The organism is Paraburkholderia sp. RAU6.4a, assembly GCF_050435625.1.
GTDB classification, from domain to species: Bacteria; Pseudomonadota; Gammaproteobacteria; order Burkholderiales; family Burkholderiaceae; genus Paraburkholderia; species Paraburkholderia tuberum.
Genome location: NZ_JBNDKQ010000002.1, coordinates 826686 through 851664 on the forward strand (window position 1 = coordinate 826686; position 24979 = coordinate 851664).

General features: G+C 63.2%; 20 protein-coding genes and 1 pseudogene. 10 read left to right on the forward strand and 11 right to left on the reverse strand.

The window, feature by feature from the left end; all coding sequences use genetic code 11:
* Positions 1 to 683 precede the first annotated feature (683 nt).
* Entirely contained in the window at positions 684 to 1247 is a 564-nt protein-coding gene (locus OKW40_RS08490; protein WP_429332932.1) for a YSC84-related protein, read from the forward strand.
* A 130-nt stretch (positions 1248 to 1377) separates the two neighbouring features.
* Here OKW40_RS08490 and OKW40_RS08495 read toward each other — a convergent pair whose 3' ends face one another.
* Positions 1378 to 2844: an amidohydrolase family protein gene (locus tag OKW40_RS08495; protein ID WP_429489221.1), complete on the reverse strand. Its 1467-nt coding sequence runs from the start codon at positions 2842 to 2844 to the stop codon at positions 1378 to 1380.
* Positions 2845 to 4201: 1357 nt separating this feature from the next.
* Here OKW40_RS08495 and OKW40_RS08500 point away from each other — a divergent pair.
* From OKW40_RS08500 to OKW40_RS08515, 4 genes are all read left to right on the forward strand, one after another.
* Complete coding sequence (locus tag OKW40_RS08500) at positions 4202 to 4552, forward strand: hypothetical protein (RefSeq protein WP_429489223.1); 351 nt, start codon at positions 4202 to 4204, stop codon at positions 4550 to 4552.
* Between the two features lie 253 nt (positions 4553 to 4805).
* Entirely contained in the window at positions 4806 to 4997 is a 192-nt protein-coding gene (locus tag OKW40_RS08505; protein WP_429489225.1) for a hypothetical protein, read from the forward strand.
* A 186-nt stretch (positions 4998 to 5183) separates the two neighbouring features.
* Positions 5184 to 5807, forward strand: coding sequence for an SET domain-containing protein (locus tag OKW40_RS08510; RefSeq protein ID WP_429489226.1), 624 nt, complete (start codon positions 5184 to 5186; stop codon positions 5805 to 5807).
* A gap of 236 nt (positions 5808 to 6043) precedes the next feature.
* A complete protein-coding gene (locus OKW40_RS08515) occupies positions 6044 to 6187 on the forward strand; it encodes a hypothetical protein (protein WP_429489227.1) in 144 nt (47 codons plus the stop codon).
* A 39-nt stretch (positions 6188 to 6226) separates the two neighbouring features.
* Here OKW40_RS08515 and OKW40_RS08520 read toward each other — a convergent pair whose 3' ends face one another.
* The 3 genes from OKW40_RS08520 to istA form a co-directional block, all read right to left on the reverse strand.
* Positions 6227 to 6469: a hypothetical protein gene (locus tag OKW40_RS08520; protein ID WP_429489229.1), complete on the reverse strand. Its 243-nt coding sequence runs from the start codon at positions 6467 to 6469 to the stop codon at positions 6227 to 6229.
* A gap of 174 nt (positions 6470 to 6643) precedes the next feature.
* Entirely contained in the window at positions 6644 to 7465 is an 822-nt protein-coding gene (istB, locus tag OKW40_RS08525; protein WP_429402851.1) for an IS21-like element helper ATPase IstB, read from the reverse strand.
* On the reverse strand, positions 7462 to 8961 hold the full coding sequence (istA, locus tag OKW40_RS08530; RefSeq protein WP_429487895.1) for an IS21 family transposase: 1500 nt from the start codon (positions 8959 to 8961) through the stop codon (positions 7462 to 7464). Before istA ends, istB begins: the two co-directional genes overlap by 4 nt.
* Positions 8962 to 9809: 848 nt before the next feature.
* Between istA and OKW40_RS08535 the strand changes: the two genes are divergently transcribed.
* The 3 genes from OKW40_RS08535 (at position 9810) to OKW40_RS08545 (ending at position 13482) form a co-directional block, all read left to right on the forward strand.
* Positions 9810 to 10643 (forward strand): DUF932 domain-containing protein, encoded by an 834-nt coding sequence (locus tag OKW40_RS08535; protein WP_429489231.1) that lies wholly within the window; start codon positions 9810 to 9812, stop codon positions 10641 to 10643.
* Positions 10644 to 10776: 133 nt separating this feature from the next.
* Positions 10777 to 13128, forward strand: a complete 2352-nt coding sequence (locus tag OKW40_RS08540) for a ParB N-terminal domain-containing protein (protein WP_429489233.1) — start codon at positions 10777 to 10779, stop codon at positions 13126 to 13128.
* 78 nt (positions 13129 to 13206) lie between these two features.
* Positions 13207 to 13482 carry a hypothetical protein gene (locus OKW40_RS08545; protein WP_429489235.1) on the forward strand — a complete coding sequence of 92 codons (276 nt, stop codon included), beginning with the start codon at positions 13207 to 13209 and terminating at the stop codon, positions 13480 to 13482.
* A 60-nt stretch (positions 13483 to 13542) separates the two neighbouring features.
* Here OKW40_RS08545 and OKW40_RS08550 read toward each other — a convergent pair whose 3' ends face one another.
* The 4 genes from OKW40_RS08550 to OKW40_RS08565 all read right to left on the reverse strand — a co-directional run bounded on the left by OKW40_RS08550 (position 13543) and on the right by OKW40_RS08565 (position 15813).
* Positions 13543 to 14262 carry a hypothetical protein gene (locus OKW40_RS08550; RefSeq protein ID WP_429489237.1) on the reverse strand — a complete coding sequence of 240 codons (720 nt, stop codon included), beginning with the start codon at positions 14260 to 14262 and terminating at the stop codon, positions 13543 to 13545.
* A complete protein-coding gene (locus OKW40_RS08555) occupies positions 14255 to 14947 on the reverse strand; it encodes a P-loop NTPase (RefSeq protein ID WP_429489239.1) in 693 nt (230 codons plus the stop codon). The genes OKW40_RS08550 and OKW40_RS08555 overlap by 8 nt, the downstream gene beginning before the upstream one ends.
* A 9-nt stretch (positions 14948 to 14956) precedes the next feature.
* Complete coding sequence (locus OKW40_RS08560) at positions 14957 to 15487, reverse strand: hypothetical protein (protein ID WP_429489241.1); 531 nt, start codon at positions 15485 to 15487, stop codon at positions 14957 to 14959.
* Between the two features lie 116 nt (positions 15488 to 15603).
* Positions 15604 to 15813 carry a hypothetical protein gene (locus OKW40_RS08565; protein ID WP_429489242.1) on the reverse strand — a complete coding sequence of 70 codons (210 nt, stop codon included), beginning with the start codon at positions 15811 to 15813 and terminating at the stop codon, positions 15604 to 15606.
* Positions 15814 to 17102: 1289 nt separating this feature from the next.
* Here OKW40_RS08565 and OKW40_RS08570 point away from each other — a divergent pair.
* The gene (locus tag OKW40_RS08570) at positions 17103 to 19844 is read left to right on the forward strand and encodes an MGH1-like glycoside hydrolase domain-containing protein (RefSeq protein WP_429489244.1); all 2742 of its coding nucleotides are present in this window, start codon (positions 17103 to 17105) and stop codon (positions 19842 to 19844) included.
* A gap of 29 nt (positions 19845 to 19873) precedes the next feature.
* Here the strand turns inward: OKW40_RS08570 and OKW40_RS08575 are convergent, their stop codons facing one another.
* The 3 genes from OKW40_RS08575 to OKW40_RS08585 form a co-directional block, all read right to left on the reverse strand.
* Positions 19874 to 21319 (reverse strand): ATP-binding protein, encoded by a 1446-nt coding sequence (locus OKW40_RS08575; protein ID WP_429489246.1) that lies wholly within the window; start codon positions 21317 to 21319, stop codon positions 19874 to 19876.
* 94 nt (positions 21320 to 21413) lie between these two features.
* Positions 21414 to 22796: a sensor histidine kinase gene (locus OKW40_RS08580; protein WP_429489248.1), complete on the reverse strand. Its 1383-nt coding sequence runs from the start codon at positions 22794 to 22796 to the stop codon at positions 21414 to 21416.
* Positions 22793 to 24454: an FAD-dependent oxidoreductase gene (locus OKW40_RS08585; protein WP_429489250.1), complete on the reverse strand. Its 1662-nt coding sequence runs from the start codon at positions 24452 to 24454 to the stop codon at positions 22793 to 22795. The genes OKW40_RS08580 and OKW40_RS08585 overlap by 4 nt, the downstream gene beginning before the upstream one ends.
* Before the next feature lie 261 nt (positions 24455 to 24715).
* Between OKW40_RS08585 and OKW40_RS08590 the strand changes: the two are divergent.
* Positions 24716 to 24949: pseudogene (locus OKW40_RS08590) on the forward strand (IS110 family transposase); the annotation flags it as partial.
* Positions 24950 to 24979: the final 30 nt, after the last annotated feature.

Below are 24979 nucleotides of genomic sequence, written 5' to 3' on the forward strand. Positions count from 1 at the left end.
CCCTTGTGTGCATGCTGTCGCCACTACCCCGGCGCAGCGGCTGGGCGTCCTGCCTGCTCATTTCGCCCAGCCGTATCAGCCTTCCCCGTAATGGCAGTCGGGTCGGCCTGCGCATCGACCTTTTCGAGGCTTGCTCGGCGTTCACACGTGTTACGGCCTGCACACTCGCGCTGTCACCGTATTTCGTGACACGCTACACCGAAGGCTTCAGCCACTTCGTTACCTCCATAGCTGCTCCGGTTGCTTCCGGCTGGAGCGGTTGCCGGGTGGGGCTTGCACCCACTGGGAAAGCGCCGCCTTTGCACGGCGCACGCCATCTACGGGCATTGGCCCGCGCTCTCACACCGACATTCGAGGGGCGGCTCCTTACGGATACCGGACCGTCAGGTCCAAAACATGCCGTCAAGTCATTGTCCGGACCTTCGTCCGGTCAGGGGACCATGTAGCGCTTGTCGATTGCGGTACCCACTGCCTTGACGAAAAGCTCATCGCGCGGCGAGCAGGCCAACTCCCGGAACATAGTGCGACCGGGGATGGCTTCACGCATCTGCCACGCCGCTATTGGACCAAAGTCCAATTGTCTTGAAGCCAGGCAGGTGCCACTATCGATATGACCCGGGAAGATCCCGATGCGGGAGTTCGTTTCATACCGCCAGGTCGCCATTCCGAATGGAGCGCGTGTCATGAGCAAGTATCTGCGGCTTTTTCTCGTGGTCCCGTTTTTGCTACTCACGGCGGCCTGTTCGACACAAGAGACTTCGTCGCCCGGAACGGGTGATGCAGAACTGGAGGCCCAAGCGCGCGCGGCGCTGCAGCAACTGTTTGACACGGCGCCCAGAACCAGAGACCTTCATGATCGGGCGAAGGCAGTTCTCGTGTTTCCGAACATCCTCCGGGCTGGCCTCGGGGTGGGCGGACAAGGCGGAAGAGGCGTACTGTTCGGTTCCGACGGCAAAGTCCTGGGCTACTTCAGAAACACAGGGGTTTCGTGGGGCCTGCAGGCTGGTGCGCAGACGCTCTCGGAGGCGTTGTTCCTGATGACCGACGCAGCCGCGCGCCAACCCTTCGATAGTAGTGGTTGGGCTGTTGGCGTAGGCCCGACCATTGTAGTCGTGGATGCGGGCGCAGCTAGGTCGATGAACACCACAACGCTGCAGGCGGACGTCTACGCATTTATCTTTGGTCAGCAGGGATTGATGGCCGGGCTTGGCGTACAAGGCCAGCGAATTACGAGGCTCAATCCGTGAAGTGAGCGACGGCCCCGTCGAGTTGGAGTCTCCTCTTTTATCTGGTACGACCTTGGCCGACCTCGACCATTCGACTTCCTCGTAAGCCGACATTCGCGAACCATGAAAGCTGCAGCTATCAGAGGCAGGTCTAGGTCTGCATGGCATCTTTATAGATGCGCCCATCCTTCATGATCAGCTTCAGGTTCTTGTCGGGATCGGCGAGCAGTGCCACATTGTCGAGCGGGTTGCCACCGACGACCAGCAAATCGGCCCATGCGCCCCGCTCAAGCACCCCCAGTTTGGCGGGATAGGGGTTGCGCTCGCCGGAGAGCGCAAGCAACTCCCCGTTGTGTCCCGTCACCATCCGCAGAATCTCGGCGCCGTTGTACCAGCGCGACATATTGCCGATCATCAAACCCTGGCGGGCCGTCACGGCCGGCGAAAAGATCAGGTCGGTCCCGAACGCCACCTTGAGCGCGTGCTTGCGCGCGAGCTTGTACATGTTATCGGTGCCCACGATGACTTCCCGGAACTTGTCGAGGATCGGTCCCGTTAGCGGCCCGACGTCGTCCTCGTTCACGAATGGCTGGGTACTTAACCATGTCCCGTTCTTCGCCATGATCTCGGCTGCATGATCGTCCATCAGATGACCATGTTCGATGCATTGCGCGCCTGCTGCCACGGCTCGCTTCACGGCTTCTGACGTGTACGCATGAACGGCCACATAGGTCCCCCAGTCGCCCGCGGTCTCGACAGCTGCGCGCAGTTGGGGCTCGGTGAAGGTCAGCATGTCGAGGGGACTACGTGGCGTGGATACGCCGCCGCCTCCCATGATCTTGATCTGCGTTGCGCCCTGCAGGAACTGCTCGCGCACGCGTAACCGCACCTCGTCCGCCGAATCGGCGATCGCATTCGCGCCAGTCCTTTCCTGCTCACTGACTTCGCCCGTGGTACGCGGGATGGCCGTGAGCGGGCGAAAATCGCCATGTCCGCCTGTCGTCGTGATCAGCGCGCCGGACGGATAAATGCGTGGGCCAGGGATCATCCCTGCATCGATAGCCTGTTTCAGCGCGAATGTCGGTCCGCCCATATCGCGTATCGTCGTGAAGCCGCGCAGCAGCGTACGCTGGGCTTCCGCACTCGCGGCCAGATAGACCAGACCCAGGTCGGCCTGCAGGATCGTCTGGATCGGCAGTGCGGCGAGCATGGCATGCCAATGCATCTCGATCAGCCCCGGCATGATCACCTTGCCGCCGCAATCGACTGTGCGGTTCGTTCCGGCCGCAGGTGGCTGGCCTTGCCCCAGCTGTGAGATGCGGCTTCCTTCGACGACGAGATACATCCCATCGCGCAGGGCGGCCGACTTGCCGTCGAACAGCCGGAAATTTGTAAACGTGACGGGCTGCGGCGCAGCGGCGGCGGGACTCGCGCTCTGTGCCTGCACGAGTTCCGGCAGTACGGTACTCAGCATGGCCGCCCCCATGCCGATCAGAAATCCTCGTCGCGCGAGATCTGCGCCGATGCGGCGATTCGCATACTGGGCAAGCGCCTTGTTACAGAAGCAGGAATACGTTCGGCTTGTTCGGTTGACGCCGCTGTACTTTCCGGAAGCCATATCTGCCCCCATTTGAGTTGAACACCATGCACGGAAGCGCTGCTTGCGGCCTTTGAACAGGTAACGGGAACAACCAGCGGACAGTAACGACATTCGTACGGAAGTATGGCAAACAATTAACGCTCGTGCGTTCAAAGCGTCGATACATCGCTTGCGTAAAAGGTAGTGGCCTGTCGGGCGAAGAAGCATCTGGGAAGCGAAACGAGTCCCGACAATGGCGGTCCTGCGTGCGATGACGGATTTCGCCGGCGAGTAGCACACGCTCCTCCGGGTGAGTGGCCGATGAAGTACTGAGAACGGTCCTCGCCGTCCTTATGGACCAGGTGGCGGCAAAGGGTCGGCAAGGAGCATTCGAATTTCGTGGGAGCTGTCATTCAAAACTAACAAGCTCCCTAGGCAGTTGAATGGCTGCGGTGGCAAGCGATTTGCCCACCAACTAAAGATTTGAATTCCTGCACGTTGGCAAGCTCTCTGAGTCCGCGTTCGACCCTTTTCGCGGTTTCGGGAGGGTCGAAATGGACACAGGTATCGCGCGTGCGCGGGGTCCACCATTTTCGGTGAAAGCGAAAATATTCTTCAGCGCAACGCAGACGCGGAACATAACGAGCGCGTCACATACCCGGTCGTCGCGTGCCGCAACGCGGTTTCGCCTATGGGGGGTTCTTTGGCGGGCAGAAACGAAAAACGGGCCAAAATGCCCGTATTCATTGATGTACTGGCGGAGAGACGGAGATCCGAAGCAGCGCATCATCGCTGCGCGGCAGTGTGACGATTCAATCGCCAGCTGGTTACAGTCGCCCTGGGAAGCCGACAAGATCCGGCTCGCGAGCCGGAACAGGCATGTCCGCCTATGGTGCGTGACGATCAATATACCCGCGGATCAACTGCTTGACTTCGACAAGGACGGGATCCGTTCATACAAGGATGGCTACTCCGAATTTATCGGCACACGACCCGCCGCAAAGACCTGAGTCGATTCCCACGTTAATGCCAACATAAGGCCAGCCGACACGGACAGCCGTTCGGAACACGAATCGGCGCAGGATGCGCGGATTGCATCGGTTCCCCCGGCAATCCGCGATCAGACCCGGACCGCCAGCGTCATTCGCTGCGGAAAAATCGCGCGAAACGTGTTGCAAGGCTTAACCAGCACGCCCTGCCATGCCCCTTTTGCGGCCGGCCTCCGGATCTTGCGCGTGCCGTAGAATGCAACGGACTGGAAACTATTCTATGGCACCGACTCCAAAGCCGCGCAAGTCGAGACAATCTGGTGGCAGACCGCCGATGACGCGGGACCTGTTACTGCCGCTCCCGGCGACGATCTCGCGTCACCGCTCACTCGAGCACCATATGGCGCTTGCCGCGTTGCGCGCGGGGAAACTGCAATATCGAACTGATCGGTCGGCTGTTCAGGGCGGTGTACCTCGCCTATTTCGTTCACGAAACGTTGACTGGCCGTCGCTCCCTCGAGCCTTTCCGGATCTCCGAGGCGGCGCTGCACGCTGTCGCCGCGCGGATCAAGGCCGCAGGTGACTGGTCGCTGCCTGAAGCTGACGGGCGAGCCCTTGAACACGTTCTGTCGCTGCACGACGAACAGCTCTCGACGCTCCCCTCGCACCGGATTGCACAGGCCGATGAACGGTTGAAGATTTTTCTTGTCACCGACGCGCTGCCGCCGATTGCGCCGGACGACGATCACGACGCCTGAATCGCGGGGTCCCCGACGCACACGTCGGGCCATAGCCTGACACACAGGAAGAACTCGAACGGCGCCGCTGCTTGCACAACGACCTGCCTGGTATATCGAGCACCTTGCCAGGCCAATCCGGGACGTTCACCGGCCATTCAGGAGTCCCCGTCTCTCGGCATTCACCGGGAGACGGTGGCCCGATCGCCAGTCGTCACGCCAGTTGCTGATAGAATCAGTCGCACAGAAAATATCCGTCGGAGCACGGCTGATCATGGAGTACCGAGTCAGTTATGAGCACAGTCTGGCAAGCGCCCCCAATGACTTTATCGCGCGTATCACCTCGCATCTGGTCGAGGACATCCCCGCCAACGTTCCGCGCGCCCTGCTCCCCGAATTCATCGCCGACCTGATCCTGAAACGATCACCCGAGATCGGCAGGATCCGTGACCTGAGGATACTATAGCGCTTCCGGCCTGACGCAATTGCAGCGCAGCCCGGTTCACGCCACACGGCTGTTTCCCCTGCCATCGTCAGCGTTGACGCAGGTAACGCGCTGCACCGGTTGCAACGGAAATTCCGGCCGTGCAATCCATGTTTCTTCCCCGGGTCGATTGCATCGGCCCCCGCAACCGTATCGACGATACTGCTGATGAACGCCCCTGATACCCTCTCATTGAAACCTGCCAGTATCCTGCGTCATCGCCGCCGGATTACTGTGCGGCGGTCGCCCGTTCACGGCAGAGGGGTGTTCGCGGCGTGCGCGCTTGTGGCCGGCGAACTCGTCTGTGAGTACCTGGGCGAAAGGATCTCATGGGACGAGGCCGTGCTCCGCCACCCGCGTGACCCGGCACAGCCGGATCACACCTTCTACTTCGACGTCGGCAACGGCACCGTCGTCGATGGGGCAATCGGCGGCAACAGTGCCAGATGGATCAACCATGCATGTCGCCCCAACTGCGAAGCCGAGGACCGCGATGGCCGGATCTTCATTCGCACCGTGAGCCCGGTACCGGCCGGCGAAGAACTGAGCATCGACTACGCGCTCTTCGTGGAAGGACGGCACACCCGTTTGCTTCGGGAGCAGTACGCCTGCCATTGCGGCGCGCCGGACTGCCGGGGAACCATGCTGGCCAGACGGGGAAGGCGGCCATGGAAGGAGCACATTTCAGCGCCTGCCCGTAGGGTGGTCGAGGACAGTGCGCATGCGGACGTGGCAGCGCAGGCCGCAGTCCACATTCGAGCGACTATCGCGGACACACTGATCGACGCATAGCGGGAAGCCCCCGATGCTGCTTCGTCGCGGAGCGGTGGAATTCACGGGGCGTCGCGCCCGGCGTGAACCTCCCGTGCAACCGCCGGGCAACACCGGGAAGAATACCGGCACGTCCAGCATGAGCATGGTCGACACACCCGGTCCCGTCGGGCTTCCTGCCCGCTGGTCAGGAAAACCCGCCTCGCACGCGGGCTGCGCTTCGCACCGCCCTGCCGACAGCTCACACCCATGCGGCGATGCGTCTGGTTCCCGATCTGCTGAACCTCGAGCGTCAGGGACGTAATCACGATCTGCCCGAACGTCGCAAGGATCTGCCCCAGCGCGCGAACCCGGCCGGTCGTTTTACGCCGTTTCCGCGCACACGCGTTAGCCTCACGTGAGCAATCGGCGTAGGATCTCCCGCCTGCTCACTTCACCGTTCAGGCCACCACTTCGCAGACGCCCCAGCGCGTCCCGATGATGGCGCCCACCGGTACGGCCTGCGCGCCCACCGATCGCGCGCGAAATGTCACGGTGGCGTCCTGCGCACGCGCGAAGGGTCCAATCTCGACCACCACGAGTTCGTGGTCCCGGAACCTGATGCGCGATCCGGCAAACGCGCTGGTCCGTGAACGCCCGGGTACGGGGCCATGCGGCTTCGATGCGGCATACCGGTCATTCATGCTCAAACCTGTGAGCAGTTCAACATCGGCTGGCAGAGGCATGGGGCGTAACGGTCTGTTCTCCAGTCCGGCATTCTAGCAACGACGTGGGCGATACCGGCTGTAGATTGTCAATTACGATGGCCGCCTGGGCGACAACTATCTTGGCCGGTCGGCGGGGTTAGTTGTCGCTGCTCAGCTCGGCATAGTTGTCGCTCCTTCCGATTCGGGGTGGGGTAATTGACGCCGCCGCGCGCGCTTGTTGTCGTCGGCACTGCGACGCCGGTAGCTTTCCACGTTCAGCTCGAAGATCGTCGAGTGATGGACCAGTCGGTCGATGGCGGCGACCGTCATTGAGGGATCGGGGAAGACATCATTCCAGCCGGAGAACGCGGCGTTGGCCGTGATGAGAAGGCTTCGACGCTCGTATCTTTCCGCGATCAATTCGAACAGCACGCTCGTTTCGGCCTGGTCCTTTCTGACGTACGACAGGTCGTCCAGGATGATCAGATCGAAGTGATCGAGCTTGGCGAGCATCGATGGCAACTGCAGGCTTTGGCGTGCCGCCTGCAGCTTCTGCACGATTTCGCCGGTGCGTGTGAACAGCACCCGGTACCCGGCGTCGATCAGCGCATGGCCAATGCCGGAGCCTAAATGGCTCTTCCCGGCACCCGGTGGCCCAAACAGCAGGATCGTGGCGCCTTTCTCGAGCCACGAGTCGCCGCTCGCGAGCGCCATTACATGTGCCTTGGACACCATCGGTACCAAGCCGAAGTCGAAGGCCTCGAGCGTCTTGCCTGGGTCCAGATGCGATTCGACGCGATGCCGCTCGATGCGCCGTTTCGCGCGCTCGGCCAGTTCATGCTCGAGCAGCGCGCCGAGCAGACGCGTCGATGGCCAGCCTTCCTTGTCGGAGCGCTGAGTGAACTCAGCCCATAGCCGCGCGATCGTCGGCAAGCGCAGCTCGGTGAGCATCAGCCCCATACGGGCGGCATCGTAGGTTGCTGGCGCGTTCATACCGATACCTCCTCGCCAAGCAGCGTGTCGTAGAGAGCTGGCGTGGGCATGTCGACAGCCACGTCTGGGCACTGCGCCTGCCGCGGCGCAAATTCATTCTGTAGTTGCTCGAGATCGGGCAGCTCACCGGCGGCGAGCAACGCCTCGAGCCGCTCAGCAAGAACGGCCTCGACTCCGTGATTCGCGGCCAGTTCCAGCAGTCCGACCATGGTCTTGCAGGCTTCGCGCTGCGTGAGCTGAGCCTCGAGCCGCTCCCACGTCCGGCGGTACGCCTCGCGCGGGAACAAGTCGTCGCGAAACGCCAGCCCCTTGAACGCCTGGGGCTTGCGCTTGAGCGCCTCGATGAAGTGCCGGTAGTCGAGCTTGCGACGGCGGCTATTGGCCGCATGCGAGCCCCGTGCTGTGTTGTGCACGAGCGCGCCGGACAGATAGCAGTCGAGGTGATCGGCATAGACGCGCACCTTCAGACGGTGGCCAATCAGGCGCGACGGCGCGCTGTAGAGAATGCCCCGCACGGTGAAGGTGCCACAGCGTGTCACGCGTGCTTCCTCTTCGATGAAGTCGGTCGTGCGATGTGCGGGCAGATCCTGCAAATGTTCGCGCTCAGCGTTAAACGCCGCTGCGTTGCGACGGTTACGGCGCATGACGACGTCGCGAACAAACGCCTCATAGGCAGCACGATCGTCGAAGTCGCGATGGCCACGCAGCATCAGCGCCTGGTCGATCGCCTCCTTCAGATGGCGGTGCGAGGATTCCACACTACCGTTCTCATGGGCCACACCGACGTTATTGCGCGTGCCGGCCATGCCGTAATGCACCAGCAGTGCGTCATAGCGAGCCGTGAAGTCCTCTTCAGTCTGCAAATTCTTGAACGCTGCCGATAGGCTGTCGGTGCGATGCTCATGCGGGCAGCCGCCGGCCTGCGACAGCGCGTTCTGTAATCCGGTGGAGAGCGCCTCGAAGCTCTCGCCACCTTCGACGACATAGCCGTATTCCCAGTGCGAGAACGCGAGCACGAAGTGATAGAGCCGGTGATCGAGGGGCGCGCCGGCGACCGTCACGCGCAGATCCCGCATGTCGGTGAAGTCCGAGAGCCCCTGCACGCCGGGCAAGTGCTGCTGCGGGAAGAAGATCTCCTTGCCAGGGCCCTCGAGTGCGCGCCATTGGCTGACGCGCCGCTCGAGCGTGCGCCGCATGCTGTCAGGGAAGAGGCCGGGATGCGCCTCCTGCAGCTTGCACAGCAGCGTGATGGCCTTGAGCCGGGGCGCGTGGCGCAGCAATGGCACGACCTCGCTCTCCCAGACTTCCGCGAACGGATCGTGACGTGTACGCCACGCGCGCGATGGCTTCTGCGACGGCAGACGGCCGTCATGCTCGATGCGCCGGGCCGTGCGAACGCTCATGCCCGCCATCGCCGCGGCGACTTCTTGAGTGTGATGTTTGCGCTTGCTCATATAGAGTCGGACCTGCTGGTCCGTCACGTAGGTTCCAGGCATGACTGTTCGCTTGTTCGACGCGATCAGCCATCGTAAAACCCCGCTACTCCGGCGCCGCCGGTAGTTCGTCGTCTCCGGCGGCTACGCCGCCTTCGACTCCTCACCACCGGCCACGGTAACTGTCAAAGGACCGGCCAGGATAATTGTCGTTCTCTAACCGGCTTTGTCGGCACGTGCCGGCGCGGACATAGGCTATCCGTTGTATCTACCTTGAAGACCTCGTCGCAAGGGGCGTGTCCAGCGTAACGTCGCCGCCGCCTGCCATGGCGTTGTCCTCAACGGCCAGTGTCAGTGGCTCGGTGCAGCAGGCTGTGCCATCGCAGTCCTGAAACCCTCTCTGGGGCGCCCCCTCCGCTTGCGCTGCGGGCGGGCTTTCGTGCTTCGCACCGGGCCGCCGGCGGCGTCCCGGCCCTCCCGGGCTTCAATCCCTGGCGCAAAACCTCAACCCCCGACACCCAACACCTTTAACCCCCAATCAGGTGAAGGCCGCAGGCGGCCTCCACATTCGCGCTCGCCGCGCGGCGGCTCATCCCGGTCAAACCCGACGCCTTGCATTCACCAGTCTCCTCAGTTCCGGCCCGACACCCGCGACAGTAGCCGATGGCGGGCAAACGTCAAGGGGCGAGGGACCGTGTTGCCCGCACCCCTCCCTCGCCTTTTTTCCTTGACGTTTGCCCGCCATCGGCTCCTTGAGTCGCACGGGCGCGAACTCAGGAGACTGGCGGCAGCAAAGCCAGCCCCAGGTTCCACCAGGACGAGCCCAACCCCCACAGCGGGGCGAATCTTGGAGCCCGGTCAGCGCAACACCGATCAACCCTTTTTGATTGTTTCTCTCTCTGGAGACTGACATGCAACTTGCTTCCTCCTTCCGTTATGACTCCCCGATGCTCCGCTCCGACTCCCCCCTCTCGGACGACCAGATTCGCCGCGTCGCCCCGTCCATCTTCGCGGACGGCAAGCACCAAAGCCGCTCGGAACGCTACACCTACATTCCGACCATCGATGTGCTGCGCGGCCTGCGCAACGAAGGTTTCGAGCCCTTCATGGTCTGCCAGACCCGCGTACGCGATCAGGACAAGCGCGAATTCACAAAACATCTGATCCGCATGCGCCCTGCGAGCGAGATTACCGGCGAGGACGTCAACGAAATCATCCTCCTCAATTCGCACGATGGGACCAGCTCTTATCAAATGCTGGGTGGCGTCTACAGATTTGTTTGCCAGAACGGCATGGTCGCGGGCGAAACCGTGGGCGAGGTTCGCATACCCCACAAGGGGAATATCGTGCGGAACGTCATCAACGGCGCATTCGAGGTGCTCGACGGCTTCGACCTGATCCGCGAACAGAAGGACGGCATGCGCGCCGTAACACTCAGCCGCGACGAACAGCACGCGTTCGCCCGCTCCGCCCTCGCGCTGCGTTACGACCCGACCGACGCGGAAGCGCCCGCCCCGGTTACCGAAAGCCAGCTTCTGAACGTGCGGCGCTTCGAGGATCGCCGCGACGATCTCTGGACCGTTTTTAACCGGATTCAGGAGTCCTTGACCAAGGGCGGCCTGCATGGACGCTCGCGCAGCGGACGCTCCATGTCCACCCGCCCCATCACCGGCATCGACCAGAACGTGAAACTGAACCGCGCGCTGTGGATGCTCGCAGACGCGATGCGCCAGATGAAGCCGTAAGCACGGCACGGGCGGCGGCCCATCGCCGCCCGGTTCCGGCTCATTCTATCAGGACTCCTATACGGGTCCAGCCCTGACGGAATTCCGTACCAACGCGACCCGGAGCCTTCCTTTTTCCTATCTGGAGTGAATCATGCAAGCCGAAGTCAACACGCAAATGAACGACACCGTAAACGCCGCCGAAGCCGACACCGTCACAGACGCAACGGCTAACGGTGCGCCGCTGCTCGAAACCAGTTTCGGCAACGAGCAGCCGGTCGTGACTGTGCCGTATTCCGCCCTGCGGCGCACGCCGCTCAATGCCCGTACGAAACCACTGTCGGGCATTGACGCGCTCGCCACGAACATCAGGGCGAAAGGGCTGCTGCAAAATCTCATTGTTCACGAAATGAAGGGCTCACGAGGCAAACATCGCAAGCTTGGCGTCTGTGCCGGTCAGCGCCGACAGGCCGCACTCGACCTGCTGTTCGGGCAGGGCCACATTAGCGCTGACTACCCGGTGCCGGTGCGCATCGTCAGCGAAGGCGAAGCCCTCGCCATTTCGCTGATCGAAAACAGCGAACGCGAAGGACTCGACCCGTTCGACGTGCTGCGCACCTACCGGATGCTGGCCGAGGAAGGTCGCAGCGTCGATTACATCGCGGCACTTTTCTCGGCTGCGCCGATCACGGTAAAACGACGCATGAAGCTCGCCAGCGCCTCCCCGAAGCTGCTTGCCCTGCTGCGCGAGGACGCCATCACGCTCGACCAGCTTTCGGCGCTCGCGCTTACCGACGATCACGAAACGCAGGAACGCATCTGGTTCGATGCAAACGAGTGGCAACGCCAGCCCAACTATCTGCGTCAGGCGATCACGCATACCGAGATCGACGCGAGCCGCAGCCGTCTGGTGCGCTTCGTGGGGCTGGACGCCTATGAAGCACAGGGAGGTTACGTGAGACGTGACCTCTTCAGCGACGATGAAAACGCGGGATACATTACCGATGCCGAGTTGCTGCAGCGTCTCGCCGCACAGAAGCTCGACGCCGCTGCCGAAGCAGTCCGAAATGAGGGATGGGGCTGGGCCGAGGGCCGCATCGAGCACGATGTGTTTGAACTGAACCGCTACGGCAGGCTGCAACCGGTGCAGCGCGCCCTCACCAACGACGAACAGCGGGAAATGGACGCGCTCACCGCGCGGCAGGACGAACTGGCCGAACAGTTTGACGCCCTGGGCGAGGACAGCGAGAACGCCTACGAGGAAGCCGAACGGCTCGAAACCGAAATCGACCGGGTGAACGCTGCCCTCATCGCGCTCGAAAGCCGCATGCTGACGTGGGACGTTCAGCAGATGGCCGAGGCAGGCGCATTCGTGATCCTGAGCCCGCAGGGCGAACTGGTGGTCGAGCGGGGTCTGGTGCGCCGCGCGAACAGTGCGGCACTGGATGCGGCGGGCGCGATCGTGACCGGCACGCCCGAAGCGGACAGTGAACCGGACCCGGCAGCACAACCGGTGCAGAAAGAGAAGCCGGTTCACAGCGCGAAGCTCTGCCAGCGCCTGACCGCGCACCGTACCGCCGCCGTTCATGCGGAACTCATCGCGCGGCCGTCCATCGCACTCGCCGCGCTCCTGCAACGCATGATTCCGGAAATCTTTCCGGAACGGTACGGGCTCGGCTTCGCGCCGCACGCACTGGCACTGTCCTGTAACAGCAACCGGGACAGCCTGCTCGGCGCGGCGGACGACCTGCCCGCCACCACCGCGTGGGGTGTCATCGAGGCGCAGCGCGAGCGCTGGAGCCGCGAACTGCCCGCGCGGCGCGCGGACCTGCTGCCGTGGCTGATCGAACAGGACCCCGGCTCGACCCTGCTGGACCTGCTCGCCTTGTGCACCGGCACCCTGCTCGACGGCATCGCCGGGGAAGAAAAGCCTCACGCCATCAATGCGCTTGCCAGCGCGCTGAACCTCGACATGACGCGGTACTGGATGCCCACGCGCGCCTCGTATTTCGATCATGTCAGCAAGGCGCGCATCGCGGAAGTCGTCGCCAGCGCCGTGTCACCGAAGATCGCCGCCGATCTCGGCAAGATGAAGAAGGCGGATGCGGCAGCCGCCGCCGAACTGCGGCTCGCGAAGTCCGCATGGTTGCCGGAAATCCTCACTGACCGCGAAGTCCCGGCAGCGCGCTCCGATGGCGCGGCCCATGAGCCTGACGAGGACGACGACGATGAAGATGACACCCGCGACGAAGCGTGGCAGGACGGCGATGCGCGAGGCGACGACCACGGCGACAGCCACGGCCCCGACCGCATCAATGGCACGGAACCCGGCGAAGACACCGGAACCCCGTCGCCGGTGAACAGCCCGACCGGGACACAGGGGCCCGCCGCGACAGACCGCAACGGCGCGCTACCCGCGTGGCCGTTCCCGACCGCTGCGACCGGCGCACCCGCCATAACCGCCACGCGCCCTGACGACGCGTCCATGACACAGAACGCTGCGTAACCGTGCGGGTTCCGCCGGTCAGTCCAGTGGAACCCGCTGACCCGGCGCAGCCCGGCAGGACTGCGCCGCACTCCCCGCATGCCGACAGGCGTGCACATCCGGACAGAGGCAATCATGAAACAATGCTTCAAGGTCATCGTGATCGCAATCAACAACGGCTCCGGCTACGTTTTCACAACCGCCGTCGAAGTGACCGACGATGAATACCGCAACGGCGAGCATTTCTGTATCGCTGTCACGCGGGCCACCGACACGGGCTTCGTGTCTCCCATGCTGGCACTGGAGGCCGACGATCTGGTCAGGCTGCTGATGGACATTAGCGCATTCATCGCACGGCGCAACGCCATGCACTAGCGCATCACGCGACAGGCCGGGAATCCCCTTTCCACTTCTCGCGCCTGCCGCACCTGTTTGTTATCCCCGCGACACGGCCAGCCAGACAGCTATCGCTGCCGCACCGGCCAGCACTGTTAACCCGAGCGCCAGCGTGGCCCTCAGCGCGCGCCAGTACCGGCGCTCCAGTATTTTCGCCCCGGCCTGTGACTGCCGCCCCGCTTCCAGCGTCGCCCGCTCGAAAGCCGCAACGGCCCCGTCAAGTCGCGCGCGCTGCTCACGTGCCGCGATGGCAAACGCGCCCATCAGACGGTTGCCCGCCGCCCGAGCGACCCGGTTAGCGGCGCGGTCCACCAGCGCATCGAGCGCGGCCTCGTTCAGTCCCGCGAGAGCGGCCCGGTAGCGTTCCTCATGCTCGTGGATCATGTGCTCGGCAAGCCGTATCGTTTCCTTGCAACGCGCGAGCGCATCGCGGTGCTGCGCCATCAGCACATCCGTCGCTTCCCTCACTTCGGCGCGCATCGTATCGAGGCCGCCCTCGCCCACTTTCCTGATGCGATCCGGCATCACCTCATATAGCCGCGCATAGTATTCGAGCACGGCGAGTACCGACCAAAGCGCATCGTTATCGTGCAGGTTCAGCGCCGCCGACACGCGTCGCATGCGCGCGATGCTCGCGTCGTCCGGGACTTCGCCCGACACGTCGAGAAAGAGGCGCGCAAGCGGATCGGGCGGGCGGGTGCGCCGCGAGCGGCGCGGACGTCCCGGGCCCGTCCAGGCACCGGATGTCCCATCAGTCATCGACAATCACACCGGTAAACATTGCGTCATAGAGCGAGCGCCAGCGCAGCAGTTCGGCACGCTGCCCGATGGGCAGCGTCTCTGCCGCCTTGCGCACCGACAGGCGCTGGCTGCGCAGGTCATCGGCCACGCGATCCGCAAGGTCCGGAAAGTCCAGTGATTTCCCCTTCGCTTCGATCCCCTTGCGGATGTTCGAATCCTGATAGAGCGTGAACTTATCGGCCGTGCCGAAGTAGGCGTTGCGCACCACGTGAGTGGTCGCATCGGGAAACGTCGCACCGAATTCGCGCAGCAGTTCTAGACTGTCGCGCTGCCGGTTGATGACCCAGAACACGACGAGCCGCCGCGCCAGTTCATCGAGTGTGCTCGCCAGCGTCGCGCCATAGCGCGCCACGCCCGCCTGATTGCGCGCCGCCGTATTGACGATTACCACCGCATCGCGCTTCGCATCGCAGTAGTTGACGAGTCCAATCCAGCCATCCGCCTCGTCAAGGTCGAACGCCGCACATTCGATCTCGCCGTGGACCGCCTTCATGACATCCGGATTTGACGTATCCGTCTCGATCAGTACGAGGCTCGCATCGCGCCGTTGCAGGTGATCGGCCAGCGCCAGCGCAACGATGCTTTTGCCCACGCCGCCTTTGCTGCCACCGACCAGATAGATGGGGTTGAGGGTCGTTGCCATTGCCGTCCTTTACAGGTCGTCGGTATCGGGTTTGATCGCAAATGCGAGCGAACCCTGCACCGGCATGGGTTGCGGTCTGACTTCTGCCTTTCCCCCATGCGGACGCGCTTCATTACGGCCTTCATTGCGACCTTCAGTGCGCCCCTCATTGCGCGTGCTGTCCGCACGTGACCCGCCACCGTGCGCTGCTCCATGCGCGCGGGGCAGTGTTGTGACAGTTCCCGTTGCTGGCGCTCCGGTCGCCGGACGCGCCGTGTTGCCTGCGCTGTTTCCCTTTCCTGCGCGGCTTCCCTTCCCTTCAGAACGCAGCGCATACCGGATCGTGCCAGCCGTAATATCGATGCCTGCCCGTTTCGCCTGCTCCGCGATCTGCTCCAGCGTATATCCCTTCCCTTGCGCATGACGGATAGGGGCACGCACCTCTTTCATCGCTTCGCGAACACTCAGGCCGCGTTCGGCCTCCGGTTTTTCCGGCAGCGCATCGAGCGTCCGGGCAAACGCATCCCATTGCGATTTCGTATAGACCCTGGAAACAGGCATCGCCACCTCCTGCTCACATCGGAGCACACCGCCTGCGCACGATCCTGCTCACGCATGACGCACCTGTCAATGCCGTCCTTTTTGCGCCCCAAGACACCGTAGGAACTCCAGGGAACTCATGGGAATCCGGAAGAACAACGCACTTTTTTTCGCGTGTCGTAGGCACGCAACGTTTCCACCCTGACGCATTCCCATTCGCCGCCATTGCGCAGGTGATCTGCGCTGATCGTGGAGAGCTTGTCGCCACCGATACCATTGCGTTTGCGCTGAACACGGAAACCTTGACGCCGCGACATCCCCGCCGTTAACGCAATCGGTTTGCACATCCTTGTGAACCCTCAACGCGCGCAGTTTGCCAGAGGTTCGCCATTTTCTGCGCTCACATCACGCTCACCTTGCGTCCTGTATTGCGCACGGCACCGGACGCGGCCTGTATCCGCCGGGCGCAGGCGATACGCTTTCACCCGTTCTCAGGTACGCAGCCGGAACGCATTGCGTTGTGCCGCCAAAGCGCATTTTTAACGCATGCGGTTTGCGCCTGGTGTAACCGCCTTGACGCACTACTTACGCACACCGACACACACCTCTTACGCGCGACGTATGCAACGTTCTCGCACGCGGCTTAATCTGAAGCGGAAGAGCATGACGCACAGACCCACGGATTTTTTCCACACCCGGAAGCACGCTACATTTGCGCTTTCGCGGCAACCATGACGTCATTTCTTCGCACGGAGTTGCGCAGCGTCTCTACAGGGCCTGAACTGTCCATTTGCGTGAAAGCCGCGACCTCCACGCAAAACGTTTACTCCGGGCGACAAAAACCGCAATGGAAATGAGTGATTGCAGGATAGGCTTGCGCCGGTTTTGGGCGCCCAAGGGGCCAACGCTTGAATTCCAGAGGGTCGTCCGCGCTGCCTCCGCATCGTCATAGTGGTCGTGCGCGTCGTATTCGTCGCCGACGCACTGAACTGGATGTCCAACACTGGGCCTACAAGGAACACGACAATCTCATGTTGCCGCTACAAGTCACGCCACGTAGCTGATGATGTCCGGCGGAAATCGATGGCCCTTGAACGAAATCGGCGCCTCGGCCGACGGCAAAACGGAGGCGGAAGCTTTCTTCATGCCCCATTATATTCGTCGACCCGGCTTCAACTTGACAATACCAAGCTCGCTCAAACCGCCCGGTCGGCGCACGCTCGCTCCTGTCGGCCCGGAGTACGGCGGATCGCCGCCGCAACGCGATGGCGCTTATCATTAAGGTATTGGCTGGCCACGGTTGATGGGGCCGTTCGTCGAAGCTGGTTGCGCGCTGGCGCGAAGCGGGCATCCCCCGCCGCGGTCAGCTTCGAAGCGGCGCGTGTGTGTTTTCTCGCGTCGCTGTATGCCCACCTCGATTCCGCAGGGCTCGTTCACGTCAGCGAATCCGCCGACGGCGACCCGCCGCAAGCGCCGCGCGGCACCCCGGTTTCAGGCGTGGTCGCTCGGTGAACGGTTGCGCATCGAGAGGATGTTGAGCACCTGATGCGGCGCGCACACGGCGCTCGCGATGGAAAAGGACAGACTGTTCATGCACTTGACTTGCTGGATGGTCGGTTTCGGGTCGGGAGGTTCCATGCCACCGCTACGCGCTATCAATCTTCTCCAGTCGATGGAAGGTGCCCGGCTCCATGGTCCGGGGCTCGACCGATGGCGCCGCTGGGGACCTTATCTGAGCGAGCGGCAATGGGGCACTGTTCGCGAAGACTACAGCGAATACGGCACCGCATGGGACTATTTTCCACACGATCATGCGCGCAGCCGCATGTACCGCTGGGGTGAGGACGGCATTGCCGGATTCGGCAACGACCCGCTCGACTGGTGCGTCTCGCTCGCGCTCTGGAACGGGCACGATTCGATCATCAAGGAACGGCTCTTCGGGTTGACGAATGCCGAAGGCAATCACGGCGAGGACGTCAAGGAGCTTTACTTCTATCTCGACGGCACGCCGACGCATTCGTACATGAAAATGCTGTACAAATATCCTCACGACGCGTACCCGTACCAGGACCTGATCGACGAAAATCTGCGGCGCGGCACCGATCAGCCCGAATATGAAATCCTCGATACGGGCGTGTTCGACGATAACCGCTACTTCGACGTCTGCGTTGAGTATGCGAAGCACACACCCGACGATATCGTGATGCGCGTTACCGTCGAGAACCGCGCGGATCAGCGCGCGACGCTTCATGTGTTGCCGCAATTCTGGGCGCGCAACAGATGGGCGTGGTCGGGCAAGCCCGGCAAGCCGTCGCTCACGCTGGAGCCGAATGCAGAAGAAGGCGCGCGCGTGGTCGCGCACAATCCCGCGCTCGGAACGATGATCGTGACGGCGTCGGCGCAACAGCCGATCGAGTGGCTCTTCTGCGAAAACGAAACGAATGTACGCCGCATTTTCGGCTTCGAAGGAACGGGGCCGTTCAAGGACGGCTTCAATGACTACCTCGTCGACGGCGACGAGCAGGCAATCCGGCGCGACAAGGGCACCCGCGCCGCTGCGCATGTGTACCTGCAGTTCGCGCCTCATGGGCGCTCGGTGCTGTATCTGCGCTGGCGTCCCGAACTGGCTCCGGATGCCGTGCCGCTCGACATGGAAACGCTCTTCGCGCGTCGGCAGGCGGAGGCCGACGAATTCTATGCGGCGCTTCAGCACGATATCGCCGACGCCGATGCGCGGCTCGTGCAGCGTCAGGCGCTCGCCGGCATGCTGTGGACCAAGCAGTACTACCAGTTCGACGTGACGCGCTGGCACGACGGTGACCCGGGTCAACCGAAGCCACCGCGAGCACGCAGGCACGGTCGCAACGCGGACTGGCGGCACATGTGCAATGGCGACATCGTGTCGATGCCCGACAAGTGGGAGTACCCATGGTACGCGTCGTGGGACCTCGCATTTCATGCGGCCGCGTTCGCCATGATCGATCCCGACTTCGCGAAGAAGCAATTACTGCTGCTCGTGAAGGAGCGCTACATGCATCCGAACGGGCAATTGCCCGCCTACGAATGGGCGTTCGGCGATGCGAATCCGCCGGTTCATGCGTGGGCAACATGGCGTGTGTACGAACTCGACCGCGAGGTGACGGGCGTTGGCGATCACGAGTTTTTGGAAGTCATGTTCCACAAGCTGCTGCTCAATTTCTCATGGTGGGTCAACCGCAAGGACGCCGATGACCGCAACATCTTTCAGGGCGGCTTTCTCGGGCTCGACAACGTGGGCATCTTCGACCGGTCTTCGCCGCTACCGACCGCCGGCCGCATCGATCAGGCCGATGGCACGGCATGGATGGCCTCCTACGCGCTCGACCTGATGCAGATCGGCCTCGAACTGGCGATGACGAACAACGCGTACGTCGAAATCGCGGTGAAGTTCTTCGAGCACTTTCTGTATATCGCGGAAGCGGTCAGTTGCAGCGAAGGCTGCAGGACAGGGTTATGGGACGGACACGACGAATTCTTCTACGACGTACTGCACCTTCCGGACGGTACCCGTGTGCCGATGCGCATTCGTTCGATCGTCGGGCTGATTCCGCTGTTCGCCGTTCACGTGCTCGAGGAGCGGGTGTACGGCCATCTGCCAGGATTGCGCGAACGGCTCGCGTGGTTTCTCGATCATCGGCCGAATCTGGCAAAGCTGGTGTCGCGCTGGACCGAACCCGGCAAGGGTAATACCACGCTGCTGTCGTTGTTGCGGGGACACCGGATGACAGCGCTGCTGCGCCGCGTGCTCGATGAAAACGAGTTTCTCTCCGGGCACGGCGTACGGGCGCTGTCCCGTGTGCATCGCGATGCACCGTATGTCTTCGACCATGGCGGCGTGAGCGTCTGCATCAAGTACCTGCCTGCCGAATCGGACTCGCGCGTGTTCGGCGGCAATTCGAACTGGCGCGGGCCAGTCTGGATACCGGTCAACTATCTGTTGATCGAATCGCTGTATGAGTTCTATCGCTACTACGGCGATGAGTTTCGCGTCGAATATCCGACGGGGTCGGGCAACTGTTTTTCGCTCAGCGAGATCGCCGACGACCTCGCACGGCGCGTCACCACGCTCTTTCTCAAAGATGCACAAGGCGCGCGGCCCGTGATGGCGGCCTATCCGATGCTGCAAGCCGACCCGCGTTCGCAGGATCTCATGCTGTTCCATGAGTACTTTCACGGCGACAACGGACGCGGCGTCGGCGCTTCGCATCAGACCGGCTGGAGCGGGCTCGTCGCGCTGCTGCTCCAGCCGCGCATGATGAAGCTGTCCCACGTGGCGCCTGATGCCGCGTTGGTGGCCGCGCCAGTGGCCGAAGACACCGCACCGGCCATGGCGCGGTAGCGTTTCGGTTGCTGGAAGAGGAGCACGATTCACGATGAATTGTTCGACCAATTCGAGCCGATTCTTCCGCTAACCGGCGTCGTGGCCATGCCCCCGAGCGGCAGCGTCACCCGGAACGTTGTCTGTCCGGGACGCGAATCGACCTGAATCGTTCCGCCGTGCCGGTTGACCACGATGCGGTATGCGATGTGCAAACCCAGACCCCGCGCGTGACCCTTGTTCGCCGGCTTCGACGTAAAGAAAGGCTCGAACAGGTGCGGCACGGCTTCCGGCGCAATCCCGGGGCCGTTGTCGCTGATCTCGACCACCGCGCAGTCCGTGCCACGGTGCGTGCGGATCGTGAGTTCGCCCTGCCCGTTCATCGCATCGATCGCGTTCTCGACGATCCGGGTCCACACCTGATTCAGCTCGCTGCCGTACACCTGCAGACGCGGCAGGCCGCGATCGTAGTTGCGGGTGACCGTTACGCCCCGCTTCAGTTCGTGAGCCATGACGATCAACGTGTCTTCGATGCCGGCGTGCACGTCGACTTCCTGCTGCGGCGCCTGGTCCATATAGGAATAGGCCTTCGTCGCCTTCACGATGTCGGCGATGCGCGCCGAGCCGCGCATCGCCTCCTGCAACAGCGAGTGCAGTTCCAGCGCCTCGAGGGTCCAGCGGATGCCCGCGTCGAACTGTTCCGCGTTCAGGCTGCTGGCGAGCCGCATGAGATCGTCGACGCCGATTCCGTGCGCGACGAGGCAGGGCGCAGCCAGCCACGGCCTCGTCACCCGATGGGCCCCTAGCCAGTCACCGAGTTGCGCTTCTGCTTCACTTTGCCGGAGGGAATTCGCGCCCGTCATGCCGGTTTGCACCCCCTTGCTGCGGGCAAGGATCTGCAGCGCATCGAGGGCATCGCGGGGCAGCGCGCTGCGGCCGAGCGTCAGGGACGCATCCTCCAGCGCATCGAGTCCGTTGACCATGCAGTCGAGCGCGCGGATCACGGCTGAAACCGGATTGTTCAGTTCGTGCGCGAGCCCGGCCGCGAGCTTGCCCAACGCGGCCAGCTTTTCGCGATTCTGTCCGGCGGCTTCGAGCGTGGTGAGCCATTCGGCCATCACGCGCGCGACGGCCTGGTTGAACGGCCCGCTGGACATGAACAGTTCGCGGAACGCGGGCTCGGCAAGCCGGGCGATGCCGCAATCGGTCGCCGCCCTGAGCGTCGAAGGGTAGGGAATCGCCGCAACGAGGCACGGCGTGCCGAAGACTTCAGGTGCAATGTAGCGCTCGCTGGGAAGGTGCCCCTCCGCGCGTCTCGTCGACGTGAGCTCGCCGTTGAGCAGAAGCAGCAGGCTGGTGCACATTTCGCCTTCGTCGATAAGCACCTGGCCGGCCTTGACGGCGGACTCGGCGAGGTTGCCGCGCAGCCATTGCAGACGCTCCCTCGTGAGCTCCGCGAACACGGGCATCATGCCCAGCTTCTCGAGGTCGATCATGGTTGGCACACCTCTGCGGCGAAAACGCGCGCCCGGAAGACGGGCGCCGCCGTCGCCCGGCCGCCTGGCTACAGGACGATTCGCTCGCCGGCACTCACGGCGCAAGCGGCAGGCGAACCTGAAACGTCGTGCGGCCCGGACGCGATTCGACGCGAATCTCTCCGCCATGTCTTTGCACCACCGTCTGGTACGAGAGGTCGAGACCCAGCCCCGTGCCCTGGCCCAACGGTTTGGTGGTAAAAAACGGCTCGAACAGATGCGGCATCACTTCCGGTGCAATTCCGGGCCCGTTATCGGTGATTTCGATCACGGCATCGTTCGCGTCGCGGCGCGTGCGGATGACGATCTCCCCCTTCCCCTCCATCGCGTCGATGGCGTTGTCGATCAGGTTGGTCCATACCTGGTTGAGTTCGCTGCCGTGCACCACGAGGTGCGGCAGGCTGCGGTCGTATTCCCTGCGCACGGTGACACCATGCTTGAGCCGGTGCTGCATGATGGTAAGGGTATCGTCGATGCCGTCATGGAGATCGACCGCCTGCTGGGGAGCCTGGTCCATGTACGAGTAAGACTTCATCGCCTTGACGATCTCGGAGATGCGCACCGCGCCGCGCCTCGTTTCCTCGACCAGCGAGCGCAGTTCCAGCGTCGCTGCGAGCCACCGGATGCTCGCCGCAAACTGTTCGTCGTTCAGCCGGCCCGCAATCGGCTCGAGGTCCGCGGGCGTGATCCCGATTCGCGCGAGGCAGGGAGCCTTCAGCCATGGCTGCTCGACGCCGCGCTTGCCTAGCCACTCATGTAACGCATCCTCGGCCGCGCTCTGCTGCAACGCGTTTGTGGCGGTGCCGGCCCCCGATCCCTGGCGCGCGCCCAGGCTGTCGAGGGCGCTCATCGCTTCGGAGGGAATGGCGCTGTGGCCGAGCGCGACCGCCGCGTCCTTCAGCATCGCAAGGGTGGCGACCGCGCAGTCCGCCGTGCGTGCCACCGCCGCGGACGGATTGTTGAGCTCATGCGCGAGGCCGGCTGCGAGTGTGCCCAATGCGGCCAGTTTCTCCCGATTGCGCACAGTCACCTCGAGGGCGGTGAGACGATCGAGGCTGCTACGGAAAATGACCCGGCTGAAAGCCTCGGAGGCCACCAGCAGTTCCCGGAACGCGCGTTCTGGAAGCAGTGCCAGGTGGCTGTCCGTCGCGGCGGTCGTCGTGCCCGGAGAAGGCCTGCCCGCGAGCAGGGATGCGCCCCCAAAGAAGCCTGGCGCGACGAACCGGTTAGTGGGAATCTGCCTGGCTCCGGAAGACCTCGTGGCCCGGACCTCTCCTTCCAGCACGAGGAAAAAGACGGAGTTCGTTTCGCCCTCGCGCGCGAGGACGTCCCCCGCTTTCACATAGATTTCCGTCACGTGTTCGCCGAGCCACCGTAACCGTTCGTCCGACAGATCCGCGAGGAGCGGCATCGCGCGCAGTTTGTCAAAGTCGATCATAGGGTGGCCAGGTATTGATGCACCAGATGCACGGTGGTCGAGCCTTCGCCCACGGCTGCCGCGACCCGCTTGATCGAGCCGGCGCGCACGTCGCCCGCCGCGAAGATGCCGGGCACGCTCGTCTCCAGCAGGAAGGGGTCGCGGGCCAGTGGCCAGCCCGTGGGGCGCTTGCCGTCCGTGCGCAGAGCGCGGCCGGTCACCACGAAGCCGTTGTCGTCGCGCTCGACGACATTGCGGAGCCATTCGGTGCGAGGCTCGGCACCGATGCAGATGAACAGTGCGCCGGCCGGGACAACTTCGATCGCGCCGGAGTTGACATCGCGCAGCGTAATTTCCGACAGATGACCTTGCCCGTCGACGCTGGCCACCATGGTGTGAGGGCGCACACTGACGTTCGGCGTCTCGTCGATCTCATCGATCAGGTAGCGCGAGACGCCGGCACTGAGAGAAGAGCCGCGGCACACGATCACCACATTGCGCGCGTACTTGCAGAGGAACATCGCGGCCTGGCCGGCAGAATTGCTCGCGCCGACCACATAGAGATCCTGATTCGCGCAACAGACGGCTTCGGTGATCGCCGCACCATAGTAGACCCCCGCTCCCGTGAGGCGCTCCACGCCGGGTGCGTCCAGCTGCCGGTACGACACGCCGCTCGCCACCACGAGCGCATGGCAGCTCACCTCTGAGCCGTCGGACAGCGTGACGAACTTGTACGGGCCTTCCACCCGCGTGCCGACCGCCCGCTGGGTCAGGATGATCTCGGCGCCGAAACGCCTCGCCTGGGTGAGCGCACGCCGCGACAGCTCCGCGCCGCTCACCCCGGACGGGAATCCGAGGTAGTTCTCGATGCGGGATGTGGTGCCCGCCTGTCCGCCCGGCGCTTCGTGCTCGATGATGGCCGAGTTCAAGCCCTCCGACGCACCGTACACGGCAGCGGCCAGCCCCGCTGGTCCGCCTCCCACGATCAGCATGTCGTAAAAGGGCGTGGTCGAATGGGTGACGAGCCCCACCTTGTCGGCAATCTGCGCAATCGTCGGGCGGCAGAGCGTCGAGCCGTCCTCGAAAATCAGCACTGGAAGCTGGCTCGCGGCGGCATCGAGCGAACTCAGCAATACGTCCGCCTCGCCGCCGCTCGCCACGTCCAGCCATTTGTATGGAATATGGTTGCGCGCCATAAAATCGCGTAACTGGTGGCCTTGCGGCGACCAGCGATGGTCGATCAGGCGGATCCCCTTGAAGCTGCCGCGCCACGCGGCCTGCCAGGCCTCAAGCAGATCGTCGAGCACCGGGTAGAAGCTGAGTTCCGGCGGATGCCAGGGCTTCAGCAGGTAATAGTCGAGCCTTACCTTGTTGATCGCGCGGATCGCGACATCCGTGTCGGCGTACGCCGTCAGCAGCACCCGCTTCGCTTCGGGGAACAGCGCGATCGCCTGCTCGAGGAACTCGATACCGCTCATTTGCGGCATGCGCTGGTCGACCAGGAACAACGCAACCGAGCGGTTCTGCAACCGCAGCTGATGGGCCGCTTCGAGCGCTGCCTGCCCCGACCCGGCACGCGTGATCTGATAATGCTCGCCGTACCCGAGCCGCAAGTCGCGGGCGACGGCATCGATCACTTCAGGGTCGTCGTCGACCGCAATGATGACGGGCTTGTCCATGTCGTTTGCAGATTCGATGGAGGCACCGGCCAACGGACTGGACTTACCTGAATGCGGGATCGGCCAGGAAACGGACGATCTCATGCGGCCCGCCGCAGTGCCCATGTGACTCTACTAGCCTAGCACGTTGGTTCAGGGTTGCCAGAGCGGCCCTTGCAGGCTGCTTTATGGCTGCTTTGCGGCCGGCGTTCCTGCACGGCATCAAGAATCACTCGCACAGGATCGAGCTGGTACGGCGCCAGTATAGTGTGACGCCGGGGGACACAATATGTGAAGCCGTTTCTGGTCAGTGGCAAGAACGACGCGAATGATGCGGCGGCGATTTGCGCAGCAGTGACGCGCTCAGGCATTCACTTCGTTGCGATCAAGAGCGCTGAACAGCAGTCGCTGCAGTCGGTTCATCGCATGCGCCAACGGCTCATCCAGGAGCGGACAGCGAAATCGAATCGGATCCGGAGCATGTTTGCTGAAGAAGGTGTGATCTTCCCGGTCGGGGATCGGTAGAAGCAGAGCCTGAGCTTATGC